This window comes from Bacillus sp. CPT56D-587-MTF (assembly GCF_058792335.1).
This window is the reverse complement of sequence record NZ_JBYTEF010000002.1, coordinates 73583-99000: the sequence shown is the minus strand read 5'-3', so window position 1 is coordinate 99000 and position 25418 is coordinate 73583. Positions and strand designations below refer to the sequence as shown.

General features: G+C 32.9%; 14 protein-coding genes and 11 pseudogenes. 12 read left to right on the top strand and 13 right to left on the bottom strand.

What is annotated here, in order from left to right:
- Together AC3WVZ_RS29760 and AC3WVZ_RS29755 are read left to right on the top strand one after the other, a co-directional pair.
- Entirely contained in the window at positions 1-1224 is a 1224-nt protein-coding gene (locus AC3WVZ_RS29760; RefSeq protein WP_233936821.1) for a class I SAM-dependent methyltransferase, read from the top strand.
- Positions 1221-2144 carry an NAD-dependent epimerase/dehydratase family protein gene (locus AC3WVZ_RS29755; protein ID WP_233936819.1) on the top strand — a complete coding sequence of 308 codons (924 nt, stop codon included), beginning with the start codon at positions 1221-1223 and terminating at the stop codon, positions 2142-2144. The genes AC3WVZ_RS29760 and AC3WVZ_RS29755 overlap by 4 nt, the downstream gene beginning before the upstream one ends.
- On the opposite strand, the pseudogene AC3WVZ_RS29750 reads toward AC3WVZ_RS29755, so the two are convergent.
- Together AC3WVZ_RS29750 and AC3WVZ_RS29745 are read right to left on the bottom strand one after the other, a co-directional pair.
- Positions 2113-2433, bottom strand: a pseudogene (locus tag AC3WVZ_RS29750) (hypothetical protein); the annotation flags it as partial. The gene AC3WVZ_RS29755 and the pseudogene AC3WVZ_RS29750 sit on opposite strands and share 32 nt — an antisense overlap.
- Positions 2434-2770: 337 nt before the next feature.
- Entirely contained in the window at positions 2771-3703 is a 933-nt protein-coding gene (locus tag AC3WVZ_RS29745; RefSeq protein ID WP_233936818.1) for a glycosyltransferase family 2 protein, read from the bottom strand.
- A gap of 591 nt (positions 3704-4294) precedes the next feature.
- On the opposite strand from AC3WVZ_RS29745, the pseudogene tnpA reads away from it, so the two are divergent.
- The 4 genes and pseudogenes from tnpA to AC3WVZ_RS29725 all read left to right on the top strand — a co-directional run.
- A pseudogene (gene tnpA, locus AC3WVZ_RS29740) lies at positions 4295-4681 on the top strand (IS200/IS605 family transposase); the annotation flags it as partial.
- Between the two features lie 40 nt (positions 4682-4721).
- Positions 4722-5045, top strand: a pseudogene (locus tag AC3WVZ_RS29735) (RNA-guided endonuclease TnpB family protein); the annotation flags it as partial.
- Between the two features lie 400 nt (positions 5046-5445).
- Positions 5446-6369 (top strand): glycosyltransferase, encoded by a 924-nt coding sequence (locus AC3WVZ_RS29730; RefSeq protein ID WP_233936816.1) that lies wholly within the window; start codon positions 5446-5448, stop codon positions 6367-6369.
- Between the two features lie 99 nt (positions 6370-6468).
- A pseudogene (locus AC3WVZ_RS29725) lies at positions 6469-6953 on the top strand (IS6 family transposase); the annotation flags it as partial.
- A 48-nt stretch (positions 6954-7001) separates the two neighbouring features.
- Here AC3WVZ_RS29725 and AC3WVZ_RS29720 read toward each other — a convergent pair.
- The 3 genes and pseudogenes from AC3WVZ_RS29720 to AC3WVZ_RS29710 form a co-directional block, all read right to left on the bottom strand.
- Positions 7002-8540, bottom strand: a complete 1539-nt coding sequence (locus AC3WVZ_RS29720; RefSeq protein ID WP_233936814.1) for a peptidase G2 autoproteolytic cleavage domain-containing protein — start codon at positions 8538-8540, stop codon at positions 7002-7004.
- 95 nt (positions 8541-8635) lie between these two features.
- Positions 8636-8941, bottom strand: a pseudogene (locus AC3WVZ_RS29715) (IS66 family transposase); the annotation flags it as partial.
- A gap of 614 nt (positions 8942-9555) precedes the next feature.
- The gene (locus tag AC3WVZ_RS29710; RefSeq protein ID WP_233936812.1) at positions 9556-10464 is read right to left on the bottom strand and encodes a glycosyltransferase family 2 protein; all 909 of its coding nucleotides are present in this window, start codon (positions 10462-10464) and stop codon (positions 9556-9558) included.
- A 510-nt stretch (positions 10465-10974) separates the two neighbouring features.
- On the opposite strand from AC3WVZ_RS29710, the pseudogene AC3WVZ_RS29705 reads away from it, so the two are divergent.
- From AC3WVZ_RS29705 to AC3WVZ_RS29695, 3 genes and pseudogenes are all read left to right on the top strand, one after another.
- A pseudogene (locus tag AC3WVZ_RS29705) lies at positions 10975-11159 on the top strand (transposase); the annotation flags it as partial.
- Between the two features lie 379 nt (positions 11160-11538).
- Positions 11539-11799: a hypothetical protein gene (locus AC3WVZ_RS29700; RefSeq protein ID WP_233936811.1), complete on the top strand. Its 261-nt coding sequence runs from the start codon at positions 11539-11541 to the stop codon at positions 11797-11799.
- A 1154-nt stretch (positions 11800-12953) separates the two neighbouring features.
- A pseudogene (locus tag AC3WVZ_RS29695) lies at positions 12954-13193 on the top strand (reverse transcriptase domain-containing protein); the annotation flags it as partial.
- A 242-nt stretch (positions 13194-13435) separates the two neighbouring features.
- On the opposite strand, the gene AC3WVZ_RS29690 reads toward AC3WVZ_RS29695, so the two are convergent.
- Both AC3WVZ_RS29690 and AC3WVZ_RS29685 read right to left on the bottom strand, forming a co-directional pair.
- The gene (locus tag AC3WVZ_RS29690; RefSeq protein WP_233936809.1) at positions 13436-14200 is read right to left on the bottom strand and encodes a hypothetical protein; all 765 of its coding nucleotides are present in this window, start codon (positions 14198-14200) and stop codon (positions 13436-13438) included.
- A 644-nt stretch (positions 14201-14844) separates the two neighbouring features.
- A pseudogene (locus AC3WVZ_RS29685) lies at positions 14845-15070 on the bottom strand (DDE-type integrase/transposase/recombinase); the annotation flags it as partial.
- Positions 15071-16033: 963 nt separating this feature from the next.
- Between AC3WVZ_RS29685 and AC3WVZ_RS29680 the strand changes: the two are divergent.
- Both AC3WVZ_RS29680 and AC3WVZ_RS29675 read left to right on the top strand, forming a co-directional pair.
- Positions 16034-16957, top strand: a complete 924-nt coding sequence (locus tag AC3WVZ_RS29680; protein WP_233936808.1) for a glycosyltransferase family 2 protein — start codon at positions 16034-16036, stop codon at positions 16955-16957.
- Between the two features lie 12 nt (positions 16958-16969).
- Positions 16970-17728, top strand: coding sequence for a glycosyltransferase (locus AC3WVZ_RS29675; RefSeq protein WP_233936807.1), 759 nt, complete (start codon positions 16970-16972; stop codon positions 17726-17728).
- An 873-nt stretch (positions 17729-18601) separates the two neighbouring features.
- Here AC3WVZ_RS29675 and AC3WVZ_RS29670 read toward each other — a convergent pair.
- The 6 genes and pseudogenes from AC3WVZ_RS29670 to AC3WVZ_RS29645 all read right to left on the bottom strand — a co-directional run bounded on the left by AC3WVZ_RS29670 (position 18602) and on the right by AC3WVZ_RS29645 (position 24175).
- A pseudogene (locus AC3WVZ_RS29670) lies at positions 18602-19532 on the bottom strand (helix-turn-helix domain-containing protein).
- A gap of 1076 nt (positions 19533-20608) precedes the next feature.
- Positions 20609-20782 (bottom strand): hypothetical protein, encoded by a 174-nt coding sequence (locus tag AC3WVZ_RS29665; RefSeq protein WP_425594319.1) that lies wholly within the window; start codon positions 20780-20782, stop codon positions 20609-20611.
- Positions 20783-21283: 501 nt separating this feature from the next.
- Positions 21284-21421, bottom strand: a complete 138-nt coding sequence (locus AC3WVZ_RS29660) for a hypothetical protein (protein WP_176116623.1) — start codon at positions 21419-21421, stop codon at positions 21284-21286.
- Positions 21422-22085: 664 nt separating this feature from the next.
- Positions 22086-22292, bottom strand: a pseudogene (locus AC3WVZ_RS29655) (zinc ribbon domain-containing protein); the annotation flags it as partial.
- Positions 22293-22349: 57 nt separating this feature from the next.
- Positions 22350-23000 carry an IS6 family transposase gene (locus AC3WVZ_RS29650; RefSeq protein ID WP_233936901.1) on the bottom strand — a complete coding sequence of 217 codons (651 nt, stop codon included), beginning with the start codon at positions 22998-23000 and terminating at the stop codon, positions 22350-22352.
- A 131-nt stretch (positions 23001-23131) separates the two neighbouring features.
- Positions 23132-24175, bottom strand: coding sequence for an ETX/MTX2 family pore-forming toxin (locus AC3WVZ_RS29645; protein ID WP_176116697.1), 1044 nt, complete (start codon positions 24173-24175; stop codon positions 23132-23134).
- 326 nt (positions 24176-24501) lie between these two features.
- On the opposite strand from AC3WVZ_RS29645, the pseudogene AC3WVZ_RS29640 reads away from it, so the two are divergent.
- A pseudogene (locus AC3WVZ_RS29640) lies at positions 24502-25144 on the top strand (IS6 family transposase).
- Positions 25145-25418 lie beyond the last annotated feature (274 nt).

Sequence of the window (25418 nt, the reverse complement as noted above, 5' to 3'; positions counted from 1 at the left end):
ATGGAACCGAACAAATGCCGTTTTTGCCACTCATTACTAACCAACACTTTTTTAGATTTGGGCGTTTCCCCTCTTGCTAATTCATTTGTAGCTCCTGAAAGCTCATATAAAATGGAACCTTTTTATCCGCTGCACACATTTGTTTGTAACTCTTGTTTACTCGTACAGCTAGATGAATTTGAATCCCCACAAAATATTTTTCATAACTATTTATACTTCAGCTCTTACTCCTCAAGTTGGCTACTACACGCTAAACAATATGTAGAAATGGCGATTAAGCGTTTCAACTTAACGAAACATTCAAAAGTGATTGAAATCGCAAGTAACGATGGGTACTTATTACAATACTTTAAAAAAGAAAATATCGAGACATTGGGAATTGAACCCGCGAAAAACGTAGCAGAAATTGCTATCAAAAAAGGAATTCCTACTCATGTGAATTTTTTCAGTAATGACTTAGCAAAAAAATTGCCACAAGCTGATTTAATCGTCGCAAATAACGTATTAGCACATGTTCCAAACTTGCATGATTTTGTTGCCGGTTTAAAAACGTTATTAAAACAAGATGGCACGATAACAATTGAATTCCCACACTTATTAAACCTCATATCCTTTAAACAGTTCGATACTATCTACCATGAGCACTTTTCCTACTTCTCACTTATAAGCCTTCAAAAAGTTTTAAGTTATCATCATTTACAAATTGTTGATGTAGAAGAACTTTCAACGCATGGTGGTTCCTTACGGATTTTTGTAAACCATCTAAGTGCCCAATCAACTATCCATTCCAATGTTACAAAATTAATTCAAAAAGAAGTCGACCACGGGTTAGATACTTTAGATTGCTATCTCCTTTTTTCTAAACGCATCGAACAATTGAAAATAAATATTTTAAAGTTTTTTATTGAAGCGAAAGCTTTAAACAAACAAATTATCGGTTACGGTGCTCCAGCTAAAGGAAACACCCTTTTGAATTATTGCGGGATAGGTAAAGAATTTCTAGCTTATACAGTAGATAAAAATCCTCACAAACAACATCTCCTTTTACCAGGAACTCGTATTCCAATAAAATCTCCAGCAGAAATTAAACGTACAAAACCGGATTACATTCTTATACTTCCTTGGAATTTGAAAGACGAAATTATGAAAGAATGCTCTTTCATTCGTGAATGGGGCGGTAAATTTTTAGTGACGGTTCCAGAAATTGAGGTGATCGAGCCATGAAGAAAGTTGTTGTAACAGGTGGTAGTGGCTGGATAGGTAAATATGTTGTACATTCACTTATACAAGAGGGATATGAAGTGCACGCCACGTATAATAAAAATAAACCCTCTCACCTCCCTTGCCATTGGCATAAAGTAAACTTGCTTCGCGATGACGAAGTAAAACAATTCATTTACGACGTTCAGCCTAGCCATCTCATTCACCTTGCTTGGGAAGCAGTGCCACCAGCATGCTATATATCTATTAATAATTACTATTGGCTAAAGTCTAGTATTTCATTGATTCAACACTTCACAATATGCGGTGGAAAGCGTGTTGTCGTTGCAGGTACTGGCGCAGAGTACGAATGGTTTAACGGCGTATTATTTGAAGATTCACCGCTCCTTTCCTATAAAACCCCGTATTCTTTATGTAAAAATGCACTGCACTCCTGGCTAGAAACGTATGCACAACAAACAGGACTCAGCATGTGTTGGGGCCGCATTTTTCATATGTATGGACCTCACGAACAAGGTAATCGGCTCGTTTCTAACATTATCACTTCCTTATTAAAAAACGAGGAAGCACTATGTACACATGGAAAACAATCGAGAGATTTCCTCCATGTGAGTGACGTCGCTGACGCTCTCGTAACAATATTAGAACACAGCGTTACAGGCACCATCAATATCGCTTCTGGTCAATCTGTACAAATTAAAAAGTTAGCTTCTATCATCTCTAAAAAAATAGGGAAAGAACATTTAATTAAACTAGGCGCGATTCCCTTCTCTAAGGATGAACCTTTATTCGTCGGCGTTAGTGTAGAACGTTTAAAGACTGAAGTAAACTGGAAACCACAATACGATTTAAATACTGGCATTGAAGATACAATCTTGTGGTGGGAATCATTTATACAAAAGCATAACGATACGCAGCATTAAACCGTAAATCCTTCGTTTCTCTCGCTAATTCCTTATACCATTCTTCTAATCTTTCCGGCGTAACAATATGATGCGTACCCATTCCTCCATGCTTACTAGCTTCAGAAAGAGTCGGACCAATTTGTAACTTTCTCTTTCTCATCGCATCGTTCCACGGACTAAATCCAAACCATAATATACAAGCAAGAGGTGGATAGCCCATAGATTCATGCGCGGATAAATGTCTTCCAACCGTATAACTTCCGTGTTCATGGTTATGAATAAATCTACCTCTTCTCCATAACGCCCAACTGACATTCATCTCCCACCTACCGTTGGGCTAGCGCCCTTCACACACGCTTGATGAAGGGATATTCTGTAAGAAGACGATAAAAAAAGCATACCACTAAAATATAAGTGATGCGCTAATTTTCATATAGTATGTGACATTAAAGATACGTTGCTGTTCTCAGAATAAAAACATACATTCATTTATCTTTAATTTTACAATATTGGTCCCCAATCATTTAGAAAATGATTGCGTCTGGCTTATAGATACTTGTAATTATGATGATTTTCTAAAGAAGTCTTATATATTATTCTCGCTTTTTATCTAGTAATATCAAAGCCTATCGTTACATTATCCTTCATTCTTCAATCACTAATTTTACCTTATCTAAGTATTTTTGTATGCATTGTTTATAAAATAACAATAATTTTCTTTTACTTGTAGATATTTGATTTGAATATAGTACTTCTAACTCATTTACAACCTGGAGGCTTAATTTTAGCCGTTGAAATAAATGATCAGGATGTTCTAAAAATTTATAAAGAGGACCATGAAATGTCATATGCATCCAATCATAAAGGGCATTTATTCTCATATCTCTATCTTTTCCAACATTAAATGGATGCATTCGTACATAGCTTAGTGTATCAGAAATATAGACAAGGTTTCCGTTCAATAAGAGACTTAACCACGATGCCATATCTACAGCTGAAAAATATTGTGCACCACAAAATTGACCAAAAGGTTCAACTAAATCCTTTTTTCGAAATAGTACTGTAGTAGGTTCCCCAATCCAATTTCCATCTAATAACATGGAATTACCTGCCTTATTTCCATTTATTACCGTATCGCAGTCAAATCTTTTTTTTGTAAAAGAAAAATCCGGGAGATTTTTCCCTTCTGCATCAATGGGTTGTCGATATGATGTAACCAATTTAATACTATTTATATGATTTGATAAAAAGTATTTCATCATTCTTTCAATCTTATGATGATGAAATAAATCGTCATCCATTAGATAATTTATATATTCACCCGTTGCCCTTTGAAAAGCTAGTTGGAAATTCGACCTAAGACCGATATTTGTTTGATTCTGATAATATTTTATTTTACATGGGAACTTTTCAATATATTGCAATGCTATTTGTTTCGTGTCATCGTTCGTACTATCATCACATATAACAATTTCGATATTAGGATATGTTTGTAAAGCTGCACTTAATAATGCTTGTTTAAAATATGTTGGGCGATTATATGTGGGAATTAATATACTAACTAGCGGCATTTCCATATAATTATCCCCTTCTTGTTTAAATGTATATATAACATAGCGAACTACTTGCTATATAAATCCTCTTTAGACATTCACCATTACTAAATTCATTTGAGTGTACGAACCTGTCTAAAATCTATGGTACAGTCTATGTAAAAAAGGACGCGCCAGCTCACAACAGGCTGTCAATGGCACAATTTACCAAGTGATTTGTTAGTTTTCTTGAAAAAAATTTTATAAAACATAGTATTATAAAGCTACCTTCCGAAAAATATATCTTTTTTATATACCTAGTTTATTAAAATATAAACAATATTAGACCTCTTCGAAAATTAAAAATTTCATGATAATACATTGTACAAAAACAAAACATACCCAAAAAGTTCCCAAAATAATGCCGCTGACTAGAGAGGCAAACGGAAAAAATCGGGCACTGTCCATCGAGCGTATTTTGTTTATGGGATATATAACTTTGAATTTTGATAATGAGCGATTAATTATTGAAGAGGTCTATTGTGACCGGTTCTGTTGCAAAATTTGAAAAATATAAACCCGTTTATACACTATGGTTATCGTATAAGAAATTCTGAATAATTACCGTAATTCCTTATACGTCGAAAAAGAGAAGTCTGGAATGTAACTTCTCTTTCGTTTGTATCTTGCCCGCGATACAGAAGAAAAATTTTTCTTAATACAAAAGTAGAAGAACATTTCAAAGAGTTGATTCCAGGAATATATAGAAATTTGGATATCCCTATTGTCGCAATGGAATGTGACAAAAACCACGTTCACTTGTTCTTACATACACCTCCAACACGTAGTCCTGCTGATAAGATGGCGAAAATCAAAGGAGTGACATCAAAGTGTTTAAGAGAAGAATTCCCTCATCTCGCGCACTTGTCAATTCTGTGGACTCGTTCCTATTTTGTTTCTACTGCTGGGAATGTACCAAGTGAGACAATACAACATTATGTAGAAAGTCAAAAAAAGAGGGGTGAAACTAGTGACACAAACCATCGCGGTCAAAATGAAATGATTGCCAACAAAAGAACAAATCAGGCTATTGGAACAAAGTAGCTACGAGTAGATAAAAGTCATTAATGCCCTTGTACCTGAAATGGCTGAAGTAAAGAAAAGCACTGGGGATATTGCGGCCAATATCCCCAGTGCGGTGAAAAAGAGTACATACAAAATCGTTCCGATTCTAAAAAGACCTGTTTGTGTATGGAATAACCAAAATTATTCATTTGACTTCACACACATTTCAATTCCATTTATGGTAATAGGAAAGTCAACTCGTTTAAAAGTTCGCGCTTTATTAATCGACAAATATAATCGCAATTTCGAATTGTTAAAGTACATTTCAACAGCCTCTCCCGACAACCCTTCCGTATCTATTTCATATTCGACTACTTTCTCGGATTCATGTCACAGTATATAAATCCTACTATATTTTCCCTTTATAACATCCTTAGTTAAGAATTTTTTAATGTTCTATCTTCATACAGATTAGCATAGTAGATAAAAAGGTGACATTGTAATAACTAATATAAATAAAATGCGCCGGCATCTTTTAAAAATAATTTATAATATCTTTCCACTCTACCCAATGACTTTTGTCTATGGAAACAAACGTTAGAGGATTAATATATTCTAGAAAATATTATTACGTTAAATATTATTAAATACGTCCAAGAAATTCATATCAAATTTAAAATCCTGTTCTAAAATAAATAAGTAAGTAAGTGAGGAAAGATCATATGTCAAATAATAAAATGCCATTAGTGAGTGTCCTAATTCCAACGTATAATCGCCCCACATATTTCCAAATCGCTTTAAAAAGTGCAATTAAACAAACATATAAAAATATTGAAATTATCATTACAGATGATAGTACAAATGATGAAACTTATAACTGTATACAACCTTATTTAAAAAAGTATAACAATATTTTTTATTATAAAAACCCTACTACATTAGGCGGTCCACGTAACTTTATTAATGCATATAAGAGAAGCAATGGAGAATATATAAACTTTTTAATGGACGATGATATATTTGCTCCAAATAAAATTGAAAAAATGTTATCATATTTTTTAGATGATCCTACACATAAAATTACATTAATCACTTCATACAGGTCATATATTGATGAAGATGGGAATAGTATTCCGGATTCAATCCATAACCAAAGAAAATTCCAACAAGCTACAGTATTAGATGGAATTCAAGCTGGAAATAGCATTATTGCGGAATTTAATTGGATTGGCGAGCCTACTACACCTTTATTCCGAAAAAAAGACTTAACGGAACCTTTTGGTTTTTTTTCTAAAAGATTGTATCGATGCGGTGTTGATATTGCAGCATGGCTTAATTTATTATCAAAAGGAAACCTTTTATACATTCCTGACCCTTTAAGTAAACTACGTTTACACACAAAAAATGCCGGGAAATCCTACCAAATGATTGTAAATGCTTTACAGGATTTAACGCATCTTTTATTTCATGCAAATAAATGTTCTTTTTTAAAAGAAAAAGATACATATCAACTCGCGATTAAGAATGTTTATAAGCTTTTGTGGCTAAGAAAAAACCAAATAAAATTTAATAAGGAACAAAATCAAGAAATAAATTATTATTTTCTCCTTCTGCAAAAACTTTTATATTATCAAATACAAAGGTAGGAAATAATGTTCTGGCGCAAAAAAGCTAAAGCTTGTGCAATGAATCTGTAAATCTTAAATATACTGATAGTACTATTCTATAAATGATGCGTAATCAGTATGGAAACAGAAAATGTATTTAAGTGGAAACATTATCAGCCAGATATCATTCTATTAACTGTACATTGGTACGCGGTACAACCTCAGCTTTCGCGATTTGGTGAAAATGATGGAATAAAGAGATGTATTCTTAGCACATACAGCCATTATACTTTGGGTTCATTAATATGGGTCTGAGTTAGAAAGGCTTATCCGGCGTCATCTGAAGGAAACACAATTGATTTTTGCTTAAGTAAATCTAGAAATCCTAAGGCTGCAAAACGATTCTTTAAGAAAGCTTTGCGGTCTTTTCATGTTTCCAAACCTCATGTAATCACAGTTGATAAAAATCACACTTATCCGATTGATATCATATGATTAAAGAAAAAAATGCCGTTAGGCATTCAAATCAGGCAAATAAAATATCTAAATAACATCGTAAATCAAGACCATCAGTTCATTAAAAACGTATTCGCCCTATGTTAGGACTTATGTTTTTTCGTACACCTGATTTATTGGCATAATAACATTTTGACTTTTCATACAACAAAATATTATTTGAACAACACCATGATTTGATTAGGTGTTATCCGTTTTATTACGCGATAACCTTTCTTACTGCTTGTAGCAATACCCTCCATATTCGGGAGGCAATACGAACCAATCACACAATTCCCATCATCTCTAACCCGCATTTGTCCTAACAATCCCACTGCTATCCATTCAGATCTTTCAATTCGAGATATATATTTTTTCTCCGGGTTCCATTGAGGATTCAATATGGGAGGGGGTTCAATTTCCCTTGAATCATTCATTTTCTCAAATTGTAATCTTCCCCATTCATCTACAAGATACTTTTCTTTCCATCTCATTTCAGCACTATTTCCTAAAACACTAGGTGAATCACTTGTTATTCCTAAAATATACTCATCTTGTGCGGTGGCTTTGCGTATAAACTCTCCATCAAATGTCACAAAAAAGCCAATATCAATAGTTCCGTTCTTTACTTCAAACATTTCAGCATAACTAATTCCACTAGCTATATATGTGGTTCCATCAATGTACATATTTCTCGTACTAGCCAACCATTTTGCACCCAACTCCTTATTATTAGGGTCTATACCATTACCGATAAACCATGAATACGATTCTTGAGCATCCCCATATTTCCCCATGATATGAGCTCCCTTAAACCCTGAAAAATTCCCAACTCCTTCTGCATGTGAAAAATCTCCTTTAGCAACTGTATGAGTTCCTTCCGCATGCGAAGCTTTCCCTTGAGCTATTGTGTAAAATCCCTCCGCATGTGCACTTTCCCCTTTAGCAACTGAAAAATGTCCTTCTGCATGTGCACTTTCTCCATAAGCGCATGTGAAATGTCCTTCCGCGTGTGAAGAAATCCCCTCTGCTGTTGTATTGATTCCTTCTGTATGCGCAGCCATTCCCTCTGCTATTGTATAAATGCCTTCCGCATGTGAAGAATCCCCATTAGCTACAGTGTTTGTTCCTTCTACATGTGAAAAATCTGCGTTTGCTATTGCATAAGCTCCTTCTGCATGTGAAGCAATTCCTTTTGCCTTAGTATGAGTTCCTTCTGCATGTGAATAATTTGCGCTGGCTATTGTATGAATCCCTTCCGCATGTGCACCATTTCCTTGTAAAACATCGTCAGCATTCCCAGCAACAGTATAACTTCCCTCTGCATGTGAATTTTCCCCATAAGTTATTGTACCATTTCCTTCCGCATGTGAAGAATCCCCATTAGCTACAGTGTTTGCTCCTTCTACATGTGAAAAATCTGCGTTCGCTGTTGCATGAGCTCCTTCTGCATGTGAAGCAATTCCTTTTGCCTTAGTATGAGCTCCCTCTGCATGTGAATAATTTGCGCTGGCTATTGTATGAATCCCTTCCGTATGTGCATCATTTCCTCTTGCTACAATATTAGCCCCTTCTCCTATTTCATTAATTTTTCTCTCTTCACTACTTTTTTGTTTTAAAATCCTATTCGTATCTTCTAATCTTATATTTCTATTTTCATCACACGAATAAAATCTAAAGTTCATGTGGGCTAATAAACGAGTATACATTCCCATTTCAACGCCTTCTTTCTTTAAAATTAATGTAACTGCTTAGTTTATTGAAAAAGATAAGATAAAAAATAATTGACTGTTATACATTCCCCATCCAATTAATTGATAAAAACAAGGTCTATCGTCCCTTTACAAATCAATCGTTCTATTATGTGGAATACAGGTTTACCTTGTTTTTGTGAGGTTTGGATGCAGCTTCTCATTAAACAAAATATTCGTACTCCTTCTTCAGTACGGAACGTACCTGATACTTTTTGTTTTACTTTTTCCATTCGAATATCTCGCTCAGCTTCATTATTATGCAATGGAATATCAGCATGTGTGAGAAAACCTAAAATGGCATCTTTGTTTCGTACAAATCGGTTCCGTAAATTTTTTAAAGGAGATTGTTTAGAACTCTTTTTGGACGGCCTCTTTTCTGAATGAGAGCGGTGGCATGCAGCTCCATCTTACCGGATGACTTCATATGCTTGCTCAATTTCTAGAAAACCCCATAATGTAAGCTTTCCCTCTTGTTGTTCTTTGCGTTATTTGGCATTGCATAATAATTTTTTCATATTTTCTACCCATTTTTCACCGGCTTGCTCAAAAATACCTTGTAAATCCTACAAAAGATGAGCATTACATAAAACATGTTTGGACTAATTATATCCAAAATAAGAAGCCCATCCATCCTGAATAGCGATTCCTGAACAGTGGGATAGCACACCCATTTCGTTCATCACCTCTTTTCCACGCTTTATAATGTACAACTTGAAAATTTATGCCTTTTATACTCATTGTATGGAGCCACTGACGTGCTCGATTTACATGAATCCCGCTCTCATCAAAATGGACAATATAAGACTGTAGCAAATGAAATTTTTCCTTTTCTCCAAATATATCCAAGCGCTCTCCGAATACACAATTCATATGTACAAGTGTTCCTTAACTAATGATATGGACGAATCGACTATACCACACGATACGTGGCTCTTTAGCTATTGTATCCAAGCATGATTCTCCAAACAAACCACGTTTAATCAATTGTTTGTAATCTATACAAATATTCTTTATAATTTTGAATCGTTTCTCTTTCTATCACTGTAAGTACATTTGTTTTTTTCAATAACAAATAATCTATCCATCCCAATATTTTTTGAATAAGCAATTTTTCAGTAACCTTAGTAATTATCCCGCCATTTTGTTTGGTCAATGTAACTATATGAATCCAATCTGTTATAAGATCCACTTCCACTTGAATATTTTGATGATTCTGGTTTTTACGTTCAGAAATTAATTTTTCTGCAACTAACACAAAAGAACCCTGTTTTATTAAAGTAAGCCATGATGCCATTGCAATTTCTTTTGTAAATTGATGTCCGGAAAAACATCCAATTGGCTGAATTAAATCTTGTTTCCGAAATAAAGGAACTGATAATCCACCAATATAATCTTTATTTTTCAACAGAAAATTACTACCCATGATGCTATCCCACTGCATATCTATTTCATATTTTTTTTCTATTCCATTATGAAGGTTAATTATATCTCCATGTATATCTATAAAATCTGTGTATGATGTGACTAATTTCACAGAATTTGTACCGTCTGTTAAAAAACAATCCATCATTTTCTCAATTTTTGTTGGATAAAACCAGTCGTCCTCCATCAAAAAATTAATATAGGTACCGTTTGAAATCCTTAATAGTTCCTGCAATATATTTAATTTAGACATATATTTATTATCCCTGATATACGTTATCTTGTCAGAGTATGGTAAAAAATCTTTTTCTAATAGTATTTGTATCGTATCAGTGGAAGAAGGATCTCTAATTATAATTTCAATATTAGTATATGTTTGTAGTAATACACTGGTTAAAGCAACTTCCAAATTAATATAGTTTCCCATAGATGGTATTAAAACACTCACAAGTGGTTTTTCCATATATATACTCCTTATAAACTATAGTTTAGCTTGTAGATAACTTCTACTATGAAATTATCTGGCAACTTATCATCCTTATCATATGGTGCAAAGGCTTTTAGGAAATAAACGTTTTTAAATATTTTTCTATTACTAAGCTAGTTTTTGGCGTTAAAAGAAATTACCCTTACAAATTCGAAAAGATTTAAAAACCTCACGAAAACGGACACATCCACGCAAAGTTGATTTATATGAAGTATTCTGCGATTCGCTATACATGCTTTCCACAGGATTCCAATGGCATAATCTACCCATTCATTGGTTTTCTAAACTGACAAACAGCTTATTTCTACTATCAGATTGGGCAGAAAGTAGATGAGAATGGCATCAGTCTTCTCGAAAAAGTGCATAAAAAAATCGGTTTAAACCTATCGCGAGTACGATGGGGCAGGCACAAAAAAGCTTTGAAAAAAGTGACAGATATACAGGGCCATCTTTTGCACAATCCATAAAAAAACGATTAATTGTTAAGTTGAAATCATCAAACGCTCTGAACTTCATAAGTTTGTCATGCTACGGAAACGTTGGATTGTGGAACGAACTTTTCTTGGTTAGAAAATTACCGCAGACTGTGGAAAAATTGTGAACGAACACTTAAAAATAGCAGAAAAAGTTACTTATTGGCAGGAGTGGCCATTTTATTAAAAAAATTTTAAACAAGCTCTAAGTTAGCTTTACCATTCAAGTGGAGGGATAAAAAGACTAGGTAATCCTAATCATTCAAACGCTTATAATCCATTATTATCAAGATGGACGTGTCTCTACTTTTCATTAATGATGTACAGTAAAAATAGCACTTTATACTTTTGAAATATATTCATTGTAAATAATAAATATTCTCTGTAAACATCAAATTACAGAACTAATGAGCGGGAAAACCCACGTGTTTCAGCCGTGGGCTGAAAGCGAATAAGAAACTTCTCATTTTTATTTTTCTGTTATAGAAAAAATACGATAAGAAAGGAGAATACAAAATGCTTGTCTCTCCTTCATTTCAGATCCCATACAAAAAAATTGTACGATTCTCTTCGTTCTATGCAAAAGGAAACAGCGTCTGTTTGGAATGATATTGTTCGAAAAGCGACAAGTTATTATTTCATGTGGAAAAAATGGCTAATTAAAACAGATATACCATCTGTTCGTAAACAAACATACAATTTGCATTCCCAAAAGGTGCAAGCAATCGCAGATAAAGACGAAATCAACCGCGAAACGATTCGCAAATTGAGAAAAACAGATAAAAAAGCAAAATATCCGTGGCGGAAAATGATTCATCCGGACAGAAACCAAAAGTAGCTGGCCGGGATTTAGGCGAAATCCATGCAGTGACAGTCGCAACAGAAGATAAAGCGTTATTGGTTTCTGGAAGAGCGATACGTAGTATTTCACAATTTCATGCCAAAATCATTGGCAGATCTCAACAAAAATGTAAGACGTTTTATAATTGGAAATGTTTTAGGGATTGAAAAAACACCAAGCGAATGGATGGAATTTCAAATGTTCTGTTCACAAAACAGAAATCCATCGTGATGTAAATGCTGCTCAAAATATTGCACGTAAATTATATGAGATGGACATAAAATCAATCCTATTGATTGTATATAAACAACCCGTTTGACATAGGCGTTTTTTATCTGAAGAAGTCAGACAAGAAACCAAACATCAAAATGACAAACCAAAGAAAAGTATCGCCTGTTGAAAGGCGTAGTTGGCACGGACCTTTCCTTTTTTTAGTGTATGTAGAGTTGTTCGCCCAAGTTTTTCCTCTGCGGTTTCCTATGGAAACATGTAAGTAAGATGTTCGCGAACAAGAATCCCATGGCTTTAGCCGTGGGATTGGTCAAAACTGTAAGAACCCATTTCTTAAAAATTTTAAGATAAGAGCTTTCCTGCATCGTAAATTCTGGATTTTGTTGTAAAGGTTGAAAACACAAAGACTCGTGTACAAAAAACGATTATTTAAATACCTTTCGAAAATGACTGTAATTTCATTGCACACCAAAAAGACGTAATTTGTTTGAAGACTTCGCCTCTGTTTATATATGGACCGAATTCTTTCGATTCCGTAAATACTCAGCTACTATATGTTGATAAATATGAGTTATCAAACCTTAACATTGTGTTTTATAGATGTATACCAGATTAATAGATTCTATTTTTTCACCATCTTTATAAATATGACGCCCAAAAAATCAATATTCAGGTGAAAAAATTGAATTATTACACTAAATACGGACTTTAGTAGGCTGAGTAGTTACACGATTCCTTTAAGTTTTGACTCTGTTTTTAAAGTGCAGTAATATCAGTATGTATACCGGTGTCATAACTTAAGATCTAAAGTCATGTGTAAAAGGAGCAATTTTTATGAAATATGGCTATGCAGGCGTAAGTAGTGCGAAACGTTCCTCTGAAAAGGTTAGGCACTAAATGTAAATTTAGGAGAACTAATCATTTGTGAAGGAAAGTTTTATGAACACAGTTATGGATTTAGACCAAACCGCAGTACACATCATACACTTGCTCGATTTAATCATCCTATCAACAAAGGAAATTTGTATTATTCAGTAGATATTGATATTAAAAGTTTCTTTGACAAAGTTAATCATGGTAAATTATTAAAACAAATATGGAGCTTAGGAATCCAAGATAAACCTTTATTATCTATTCTTAGTAAAATGTTGAAAGCAAAGAGACTGGGCATTGTGACTCTTACAAGAAAAGATTATGGAGAATACAGGACTAATCCGAAAACTGGTAAGAAAACGATACATCGTTCCCATATTTACAGGATTAGTCTGTTCACAATCAAAATGAATTCATTCATCAATTTTTTGAATTAACAGCGTAAAAAAGATTCAGGGAAGAATCCTCATTATTCTTTAGATTGTACCTTTTAGTTGCACCAGAACCCTATTTTTTAAGTGTATTTCATTTAAGTAAAAGGCGAAAATTCATGGAGTTCTTTTTGCTTATTTATATTTAATGCATCAATTTTTTGTTTTAATAACTGCTTTGTAAACAAATATAATTTTAAATCTAATTTATTATCGAGATAAATTAAGTTTATAAGTTCATTTGGAATATCTTTTATTAAATCTGGATTTACAAAATGATTCAACTTTTGGTATTTAATATTATTCCAATTGAACCTTTCTTTCATTAAAAATATAGATTCATTGTACATATCGGTAATTCCAACTATAGAAAAATCATTAACAATATTATATTTTGCAATATTCAAATCAGGAATATCTGTACCAGATACACATAACGTTTGATAATTAGGATAATATAATTTTTGTTTGATAAAGGTTTCAAAATTCATATCAAGAGTTTGTATATTAAAATAACCATTCCGTTTGTAATGATTATATAAAGAAAATATATTTTCTACAGGGTTTCTTAACATAGTAATATAGGTGATATTTCGTGGGATATTTATTAATGATAGTAAAGATTCCCGTGCTATATGATCATCATATTTCATTCCATAGCTAAAGTGCCCACTAATACTTTTAGCTGTATGAATATGTTGTAAAACCTTATTTATGATTTTTTCTTTAGTATTCAACATTGATGCATCTGCATACATACTTAATGACTTAGCACCATATTGTTTATCAAGGATATCCCTTAAGGTAGTACCACCGTTTTTGGCAATATGAACAAAAATAATTAATTCATTAGTAGCATCCAATTTTTATCCCTCCTCAGAGGTAGATTTTTTAATACTTCAAAACAGACCAATAGAATTTATATATTACGTAATTCATCGAGACTCGATATTCAATCGGCGCTTGATAAATTAAGCCTTTTTTGGAATCGTTTGTAGTTTTAATAATAGATATATGTTTCAATAGCTTGAATTAGTTCCTCCTTTGTTTGAAAATAAGTCAGATAAAACATTTCCGAAAAGGAGGATAATACAAAATATACCAATTTCATATTAACTTATGTGTTTTTATTATTGTATTATTTTTATATTAGTTATTATCATTTACCTCCCTATCAATGAAAATCTTCATAGAACTGTTCATTGCATAGACATATATTTCAAAACATTATTCTTAAGAATTCAAGATAAACAATATAATTCCTTTTCACATAACTATTATTACTTTTATGCTGAAAAATATATCTCGATTTTAGTATATTAACCATCAGACTTTCCGCCTATGTTCTTAAATTCACCTACGATTAAGCTCTCGACTAACAAATGATTAAACAGATCAAATTCTTTCAAAAAAGATATCGAAAATGAATTCTATTTATTTAAATGTAGATAATATGTAATTCTTATCTACAACCTTATCCTCATTTAAGACATAGTAATAAAGGATACCCTAGCAACATCTTTTTCTTCTTTAATCCGTTGATAGAAATTAGATAAGTGAAATTCTCATCAACTGTGATTACACGCGATTTAGAAACATGAAGAGATTGCAAAGTCTTTTTGAAATCGCTTAATTGCCTTAAAATTTCTCGTTTCACTTAAATAAAAATCAATTGTGTTTCCTTCAGAATCAACAATCCGATATAGACATATCCATCGTCCTCTTACTTCTATGTTCCTCTACTCTTCATGAACCATTTGTTTACTTGAGATGAATAATACACACCTTTAAGGTTCTATCTTTATATAATTCCGCATATTAGATAAAAAGCTAATATTTCTCCTTTTCACAGCTAAAATCACATGTTAACTCATTTCAGTGCAATTCTTGCTACTAAAGGTGCACCAAAATTGTGCATATTACTAAAATACTTGATTACAAAATATATAACGAATAGATATGTTTTTTTGTAAATATCATAAAATGTGTTCATTGAAAACTACTTATCAACTTAGCAAAGCTTTCATCTCCCCCAGTATTATTTTAATACGGTTAATAGTTTACACAAAAATCAATTAACTCGTTTATAAAAATATTTATTATTATAAAAACGCTATTATAATGGAGGGCTAATGCAACTTTATTAATGCCTATGAAAAAAGTAATGGGGAATATATAAACTTTTTAATGGACGATGACCTATTTTCTCCAAATAAAGTCAAAAAAATGTTAGCATACTTTTTTGAAGATGTGCACATAAAATTACATTGGTTACATCATATAGATCCTATATTGATGAAAATGGACATAGTCTACCAAATACCATTCACAATCAAAAAAATTTTCAACAAACTACATTAATAAATGAAATTGAGGCTGGAAATGGTATTATTGCTGAATTTATTATCAAAAGGACGTATTATATATATTCCAAAATCCTTAAGTAGATTACGTTTACACACCAAAAACATTAGTAAATCCCCCAAAATAATTCTAAATGCCCTACAAGATTTAATGCATCTTTTATTTCATACAAAAAAATTTTGTTTTTTTACACGAAACAGATATATACCAACTTGCTATCAAAAATATTTATAAACTTTTATGGCTACGAAAACAAAAACAGGAAATCAATTATTATATCCTGTTTTTCTGAAAACTATTAAATTATTATATACAGAAAGGGCGTTAAAAAAATGTCTTTACCGCTAGTAAGTGTTTTAATTCCCACATACAATCGGCCTAATTACTTTAAAATAGCTCTAGATAGCGTTCTGGCACAAGACTATCCAAATATTGAAATCATTATTACTGACGATAGTACCAACAATAAAACATACTCAATAGTTGCTCCACTAATAACTTCTTTTTCAAACATACGTTATTACAAAAATAATGTAAGATTAGGAGGAGTTAAAAATTTCCAAAAAGCTTTTCTACAATCAAAAGGTGAATATATAAATTTTTTAATGGATGACGATTTTTTTCATCCACAGAAAATTAGTACTATGATGAAACACTATCTAAATGACCCAGAGCAAAAAATAAAGTTAATCACCTCTCACCGACAACCTGTGGATAGTGAAGGAAATCTAATTCAGAACTTTCCTTTCACACAAAAAAGGCATACCACTTTAACTCTTATAAACGGATTAGAAGCAGGTGGTTCTATAATATTAGACACTAATTGGATTGGTGAACCAACTACACCCCTATTTAGAAAAAAAAATCTACAAGAACCATTTGGATCATTTTACGGGCATCAATATCAGTCCGCAGTAGATATGGCTACTTGGCTAACATTATTAATCGAAGGCGATATATTATATATTCCGGATACCCTTAGTTATTTACGTATGCACGCCACTAACATCGGAAATAACCTGACTATGAAATTTTATTCGGCTCATGACTGGTTTCACATGGTATATTTTGCACCAATTCAAGGATTTATCTCTGAAAACAAACTCATCCTAAAAAATGCGAAATCGTGTCTGCGCTATATTGTATATATTAACACTATATATTTTAATGAATACGATAATTCAACAAAACAAACTTTACAATTTTATATAACCTGCTTAATGAAAAAAATTAGGGAGTTAGCTACATTTATTTAGGGGGACATAAAAATGATTACATCGTTACCATTAGTAAGTATTTTAATGCCATTAACTCAAGATACGATTTATTTCAAAGCGGCATTAACCAGTGCATTATTTCAAACATATGACAATACAGAAATTATTATTAGAGATAACACTTCAACCAACGACATGCAAACTATGATAGAAAAAGAATTTTTACCCTACTATAACAAAATACATTATATAAAAAACGATATACTGATGAACACAATAGAATTATCACAAAAATTAACAGAAGATTCCAAGGGTACTTATATAAATTTTTTATTCGAAAAAGACTTGTTTTATCCTCTTAAAATCGAAAGAATGATGCAATATTTTTTGTCTGACAAATCTAATACAATTCAATTCGTTACATCATCACAAGTACAAATAAATGAACAAGGACAGTCCATTCAAAACGGGGATACAAACAGATTGTTTACTAATGATACAAGATTAAATGGAATAGAATACGGAAATTATATATTACAAAAACAAAACGAGATATGTGAATTAACAGCACCTTTATTAAGAAAAGAAAAATTGCATGAACCATTTGGATATTTAAGAGGACTACCATTTGTTCATGAGTATATCACAGCAACTTGGTTATCCCTTTTAGCAAAAGGAGAAGCTATATATATTGCAGATGATTTAAGTTTTAAGCGCAATCTTCCAGAACAAAAAACAAAAAATATAATACAGAACAACGAATGGATTCAGTTAATTTCAGTTGCCACTCAATTAGGATATTTAACATAAATCAAATCCTATTACGAAACTTGAAAAAAAAGCGAAACCTTTCCGTCCCACATCCATTCCTAAAAAAATGTTGTCAAAATAGATACTGACATATATTTTCTTATAGAAAAAACCGTCTTTTTTTGTGAAAACACTCCTTAACTTACCATTTTTTGGTTAGTGTAACCCCTAGTATCATAAAATCGCTTCTCTTTTGGATATAAAAATAAACACCACAAGTAGGGGCCTGTGGTGTTTAGGAGAAAGTTATAAAAAGCTATTATAAATGTTAGCATATTTTATTTTACAAGAAATTATAAACATTGGTATTGAGAAAATTACTCTCTAAATCCAAAATAATCCCATAGAATGCTTCAATAAAAGTACTGCAGTAGAAGAAATATAAAGAGTAATACATTTTATAGAAGCGTAACGGGATTCCAAGAAATTACTTTAGTAAATGGGATGAAAGCTGGTAGTTCTATAATTTCTGAATTTAATTGGATTGGATTGGATTAGTGAACCCACAACTCCACTTTTTCGAAAAAAACTTACTCGATCCCTTTGGTGTCTTTTCTGGAAGATTATATCGATCTGGTGTAGCTATTGCTGCGTGGTTACATATACTATCTAAAGGAAAGCTAGTATATATACCACTACCTCTTTGTAATCTACGTATGCATTCAAAAAATATAAGTAAAGAGAAAAATATGCTATTGTATGTAGACAACATAAATATCTTTTAAAGCAAAGTGAATATCAAAAAAGATTAAAAACCACATATCATTTTCATGCCGTTCTTTCAACCTAATTATCTAACCATCAATCAAAAAATGAAACTAAATTATTATTCTTTACTCTTACTTAAATTAAGCAAGGAATCTAATCAAGACTTCAATTCAGTACATATAAAACAACATTAACGGATAGTGAATCCCCCCACTTAGTATCTCTTACGAGCTTACTTGAAGTGAGAGCTTTTCCGTTCATCGCTGCGTTGTAGTCACGACGGATTTTGAGTCCCCACGAACACGAATACACACGTTCGTATAATGACATTTCTTTTTTATTTTCACAACGTCTACACATCTTTGTAGAAGGAAACCATTTATCTATCTTTATAAATTGGTTTCCTTGTTTCTTGTAGCTTATATGCTAAAAATATCGTCGAAATGAAGTGCTCGTGATATTCCTTTCCTATGCAAGTCTTCAATTGCTACAACGTCCAAAGTTCCTAGCTCATTCTTTAGACCTGTGATAAAGGATGTTTTTACGTTGATTGGCGACCTATTCATGCAACTTCTTTTTGTACAATTTCTTTTTCATATGCAGTCAAGATGGATACACAATATTTACTAGCAGATATCATCAAATCGTACATGATTTGATGATATCTTTTGGCGAAATTTCTCCTCTATGTTGCTTCCGTTTCACCATTTTTAATTTTGGTAATTTGATTAACCATGAAATAACATACTATTTCCGTTTACTCCATTCATTGTATAAGATCTTCTACTCTTTCTACTTTTGAATGTAGGAAAGTCACTTTGACCACTAAAAAAATTCTTATGCGTAGTTTGCAAGTTGAATTGCGCCTTAGCCCATGCTAAGGAATCGACTTCTTTCAACCATTCATACTCTACTTTGTATTTCGCAGGAGTAGCGCATTTTTGTTTCTTCAGCTCTTTCTTGTGCTCTTTGTACGTTTCATATCATTTTTTCCGCTCAAGCCAGCATTTTATTATACACAAGGCGTACACATCCGAACGTTTTATGTATGAGATAAGCTTGTTCCCTCTGTTGGATACAGACAAAATTTGTACATCTTATTCTACTTTGTCATATCCATTCATCTCACTTTTCGCTTCATTTTCCATAAGCTATGACAGTGATTCCACAACCTGAACACTACATGATCATTATCTATTTTCCTTTTCACACCAAACTTTACCTCTTATAAGTATCCCGTACTTACAATCTATACACCAAATAACCCTTTCATTTAAACGGACGAGAAGCGTACTTATATCTCATTCATAAAGTTTGCCTTTACCATATACTGTCGATTTTCATCCTTCTTTATTTTCCCTTTACTATCTATCATTTTTCAATTCATCATATTAGCTTCGTTATGCTATTATGAAAATGTAGTCAACATATCCCCTTCCCTATGAGAGGATATACGCTTTCTTTATCTATTCACACTTGGCACAACCAAATTATGTATCACAACATGATTTGGTTGTGCTTTTTAATGGTACTAAGAAAAATGTTCAATATCTTTTAAATCTCTATAGATCCACGCTGCGCCCCTTTAATGATTCCATCTTTAAACGCATTACATATTTCTTTGCATAGATATGCCTAATCGAACACACCACACTGTTTTCTCCTATCAAAAAGAGAGTACCCAAAATACAATTTGGGTACTCTTAAAATAAACTTTTTATAGAAAGGATTTCATGCGCGGATAAATACCAATTAAATGGTTGTCCTATACTTCAATGTATGCTTACCCTTAAAAAAGGTTCTTGGCACCTCTTTAAAATGGTTCAAAAAACCAAAAAAGCACATAACCATCGTGCTCTTTTGGTTTTATTCCCTACAGCATATCATACACAATTAATTTAAAATGGGGATTATTTGGTTTAAAAAACCATTTTTCAGTTCATAATAGAGATGGAGGAAGAACTTATTATCAAATTGGTACACTACATGTGCTTATCTGCCCGTATACCGTACCAATAGTACCTGTCTTCCTCCTCCTACTATTCAGAAGGTCGAAGAATGCATAGGATACCTTATATGACATCTAAGATTACCCCACACACTTGTATATCCTTGCATTCTTCATTCCTTCGCCTGTCTATACTTTCACAATCCAATATCCGGTCGTTAGACTTATTTTCCCCTTTGCTTCCATACCCTGTTCTTTTTATAATACATAGCATCTTTATTCATAAAGTCCGCAATGTGACCCGGAATATTAAATTTTTTATTCTTTTTCTTTTCCCTTTTTTTTCGCCTTTTTTCCTCTTGAATAGCTTGAACATCCTCTTTCCATTGCTTTAACATATCCTTCGTCGTTCGCATCAGATTTTATTTCTCCTATGCACATGTATAGAATTACTTTAACTGAAAAAAGAACAAAGAAGAAGCATATATACTACCTATATCAAGAGACTAATTTAGAGGTGTAAAAAGGATAACTCTACACCCGATGCTCTTCCGTCAAAAACTTATATTATTATAAATTATCTTTTCAATAAACTTGTTGGTTTCCATGATTCTATTTTTAGAGGTGCTTCCGTAACAGGTTTGCTTTGCACCATATCTCTCCAGCGATTACATACAGCGGGATTTCTTTTTGTAACATCTCTAGAATTTCAGACATCAATTCCTCACACTTTTTCACAAGATACGTATGGAGCCGATTTATCCTATGCTAGCGGTGGATTGCGAATAAACCGTCCCGAAAATATCTCTCGAGGCGTTCAACAAGAGTATAACGGAACGAATTCCCTAAATTTCTAATCTCCCTGTGCCCTTCTGAAAACATTCGCTAGATTCACTTAATCAACTCTTTGAAATACTTACAATAATTTTTTCAATTAACTCTTCTAGTTCAGCAGCTGTTTCCAAATCTGCAGTATTATCCGCAATTTCTTGTAATTTTGCAGATAATGCAATTAAAAAGTCTGTGGGTACTTTCATTTTTGTCTCCTCCTCGTATAAAATTATTACTTTAATCCATACTAGCTATAGGCTAGTGAATAGCCTATAGCTTCTTGTTTTTTCTCTTCTTCTACTGAGCAGTTAGCGTTTGCTAGCTGCTTTGTTGTATAAATTTTTATATTTTGAACGTGCTCTTCGTAAGCTAATTTTTTGGTATTTACGATTGACCTAATTTCCTTAAATCAATTCATGTTATAATGAACTCGACATATGTTTTTATTAAACTGTCAGCCCCAACTGGCACTTTCTCCTTTAATATATTTCTCAACATAACCTTTTGATAAAATTCTCCATAATGACTAATAAATACATTCCCAGTATCTCGAATCCTTATATCTAGATGCCAAATACCCTTGAAAAGATCTTAAATCATAGGTACCCTAAATAGAAAGACGAATCACTGATGTAATTTGATATCGTAGTCATCTATTTTTTTCAAATTAATTGCTATATTCCCTGTTTCCATAGATTCTTCAGAACTATAGCCCTCATTAGCATATGCCGTGAACTACCCGCCACTTAAGGTCCTAACGGACTGTTTGAAGTGGGGGCTTCTCGGTTAGTCGTTACTTTTGGTAGCTAACGAATTCGTCCTAAGACAGCCGAGCTAACTCCCTTGTTCCAAGGGTTATTTTATTGCTATCTATGCTAATGCCAATAGGTGTATTGCTTCATTTTTGATATTGATAGCTGCGTTATCATCTCTATCGAGATTTACACCGCATATACAAGAATAGACTCGCTCAGACAATGACATATGTTTCACATTTCCACAACTGCTACATGTTTTTGTGGAAGGAAACCATTTGTCTATTTTCACAAGTTGTTTGCCTTGTTCATGTAGTTTATAAGGTTCTGTTGCAAAGTTTGAAAAAACATCAACCTGCTTACAAAATACGGTTGTAGTTTAAGCAGTTCTAAATAACTGCTGTAATTCCTTGTACGTTGAAAAAGAGAAGTCTGGAATGTGACTTCTCTTTTGTTTATATATGGCATGAACCGTTTCGATTCCTTTCAATGTACGTGAAGCATGGCGCAGATTTTGAAATCCTGCGGATTTAACAAAACGTCGTTTGATATGTCTATGGTCTTGTTCGATGAGATTATTGAAATGCTTAACAGTACAATGTTTCGTATGCACATAAAAGCCATTATGTTTTAGTTTTTTGAACGCACAAAGTAAAGCATGATCCTTGTCTGTTGTGAGAACCGTTGGTTCTCCAAAAGCTTTCACTAACCTTTTCATAAACATATAGGCTGCTTGATGATCTCGCTTTTTGCGAAGTTGAATATCCAATGTGTGACCTTCCTTATCAATCGTACGATAAAGATAACGCCACTTTCCCTTGACTTTGATATAGGTTTCATCTAAATGCCATACGGAATGTGCTGATTTATTTTTCTTCTTCCAAATTTGATAAATGATATTTCCATATTCATGGACCCAACGCATAATAGTTGTAGGATGAACTGAAACACCACGCTCTCCCAAAAGTTCAGATACGTCGCGATAGCTTAAAGAAAAACGACAATAGTAGCCGACAGCTACCAAGATAATGTCTCTCTCGAATTGTTTTCCTTTAAAATATCCCCTATGTTATGCTCCTCATCTCATTTTTCTACGGTCTAGCTCAGCTCCAAAAACTTTGCAACGGAACCATTCTCATGCATAATAAAATCTTTTTTTCGTTATTTTAATAATTGAGCACGTTTCTCAGGGTTTTGATAGTCGGTTAAAGACATTTGAACTTTTGGTTTATTTGGATCACTTGGTATAAATTCAATTTTCGCATCGGATTTAAATCCTAATTTTCCTGTGAAGGTAGAAGTAATTGGTTGCTTTAAAATGACTCTTTTATTTACATTATCTAATTCTATATAATTTGGTAAGCCCCTATAAGCTGGATTTGTAAGCGCTTGTTTAAATACATCATAGATATCTACTTTTTCTTTTCCATTTTGCGTATAATCATAAGGACCGGTCCCTGGACCATATTCGGTAGCTTTACGGAAATTTGTCTCAGCTTCTATAGTACCTGTAATATAGCCTGTATTCTCCGTTGTTCCAGAAAATTCAACCCGTTGTACTTTCCCTATATAGTGTGTCGTTCCATGTGGTGCCGCTACGATAGTCTGAGAAGGTATTGTAATTTGTTCTGTATGGCTGGTTGTATTCGAGCTTGTATGATTATAAGAGAATTCAGTAGACACTTTTTCCGTTGTAGAGCCACCGGCCCCTCCTACACCTGGGATACTTACGTTTGCATTGAATGTATGATCTAATTCTACACCTAATTTTGCTCCTTCTGAATTGGAATACGTAAAGGAATCTGTATTGGTAATCGTTTTAGACGGTGTGATATGTGTTTGGTTTAAATCTGTGACATTTTCATACGTTGCTTCTTGCATATCGTCCGCTGTTGTTATATCTTTTGTTTCTGTAGCAGTGACATCTTTAAAGTTTTCTAAAGAAAATACCATATTAATTATAGCTGGATTGGTGGTGTGAAATGGATTGTATATTTTTCCAGTACCATTAGGTTGAATAATCGCGGGTATACTTGTCATTGCATACTTCAAATCCTGTTCAAATGTTGCCCTATCAATAGCTTTTGTTCCTTGTTCGTTTTGTGTTTCTGCCGCAAAGGTAGAAACGGGTGCTGCTAGCATGGGTGTACTTAACATACATGCTAATGGAAAGATAGCCAATACTTTATAATATTTTTTCTTCATACATATAAGCCCCCTTTGTGAAATGTTTTTTCTGAATCTACCTTGATTATAACAAGGTAAGGGGACGGCGAAGAATACGAAAATAACCTTTGAGAAAGTTTGTTTAAACGCTTTCATTTTTACAAGGATTCGACTTACATATATAGGATACAGGATTCTGTTGCAAAGTTTGGTTCTGCATAACTTCTGTAATTTTTTGTATGTCAAAAAAGAGAAATCTGAAATATCTTCTCTTTTGTTTGTATATAGCATAGATGGTTTGGTTCTGTTGCAAAGTTTTTTAAATGAGGCTACACTCTAGAAAAAAGAAGCAAGAAGGATCACACATGAAATATTTTAAAAGAAAACCATTCGAAAAAGATATTCTTTTGATAACCATCGGCTACTACTGTTGTTTTTCTTTCAGCTATCGTGATGTTTCTGAAGTTTTAAAAGAACGTGGAATCTCAGTTCACCCGACTACCATCGTGCGCTGAGTTCATGAATAGGGTAACCCTATTTATCAAATCTGGAAATAGAAAAATAATATGGCACGGTTATTTGGGCATTTGGATGAGACTTATATAAGGGTCAAGGGGAATGGTGTTACTTATATCGTGAGATTGATAAAGACGGATATTCAACTTCGTACACAGCGAGACAACAAGGCTGCATATGTCTTTATGAAACGATTAGTAAAAACGGTTCTCACAACAGACAAATCTCCAGCGTTACTTTGCGCGTTCAACAAATGAAAAGAACAAAGCTTTTATAAACGTACAATCCATTGTATAATCAAACATTTAAATAATCTTATTAAACAAGACCATAGGCATATAAAGCGACGTTTTGCTAAATCTGCAGGATTTCAAAGTATTCGTCATGTCTCACGTACAATAAAAGGGATTGAGGCTCTTCATGCCCTTTACAAACGAAGACGAAGTCTTTTCAGCATACCAAAAATTACAACAGTTAATGATGATTGCTTAAATTCTATCTTTACTATATCGACCTAGTTATACTTTTTTAACTTTGCAATAGAACCATTTGAAGTGTATAAATAACAAATACGCATGAATTTTATTGCTCCTCAACATACAAAAGGAAATTAAGTATAAATATTTAAAGTACTGCGCATTCTCTATAATCTTTGATTATAAACTTGATTTGGAATCAGTCCATTTCCTTACGATTTAGCTCTACAACTTTATTTGAATTCCTTGCATAACACTGGATTTTATTAGGTAATCTAGTAAAGTATCCA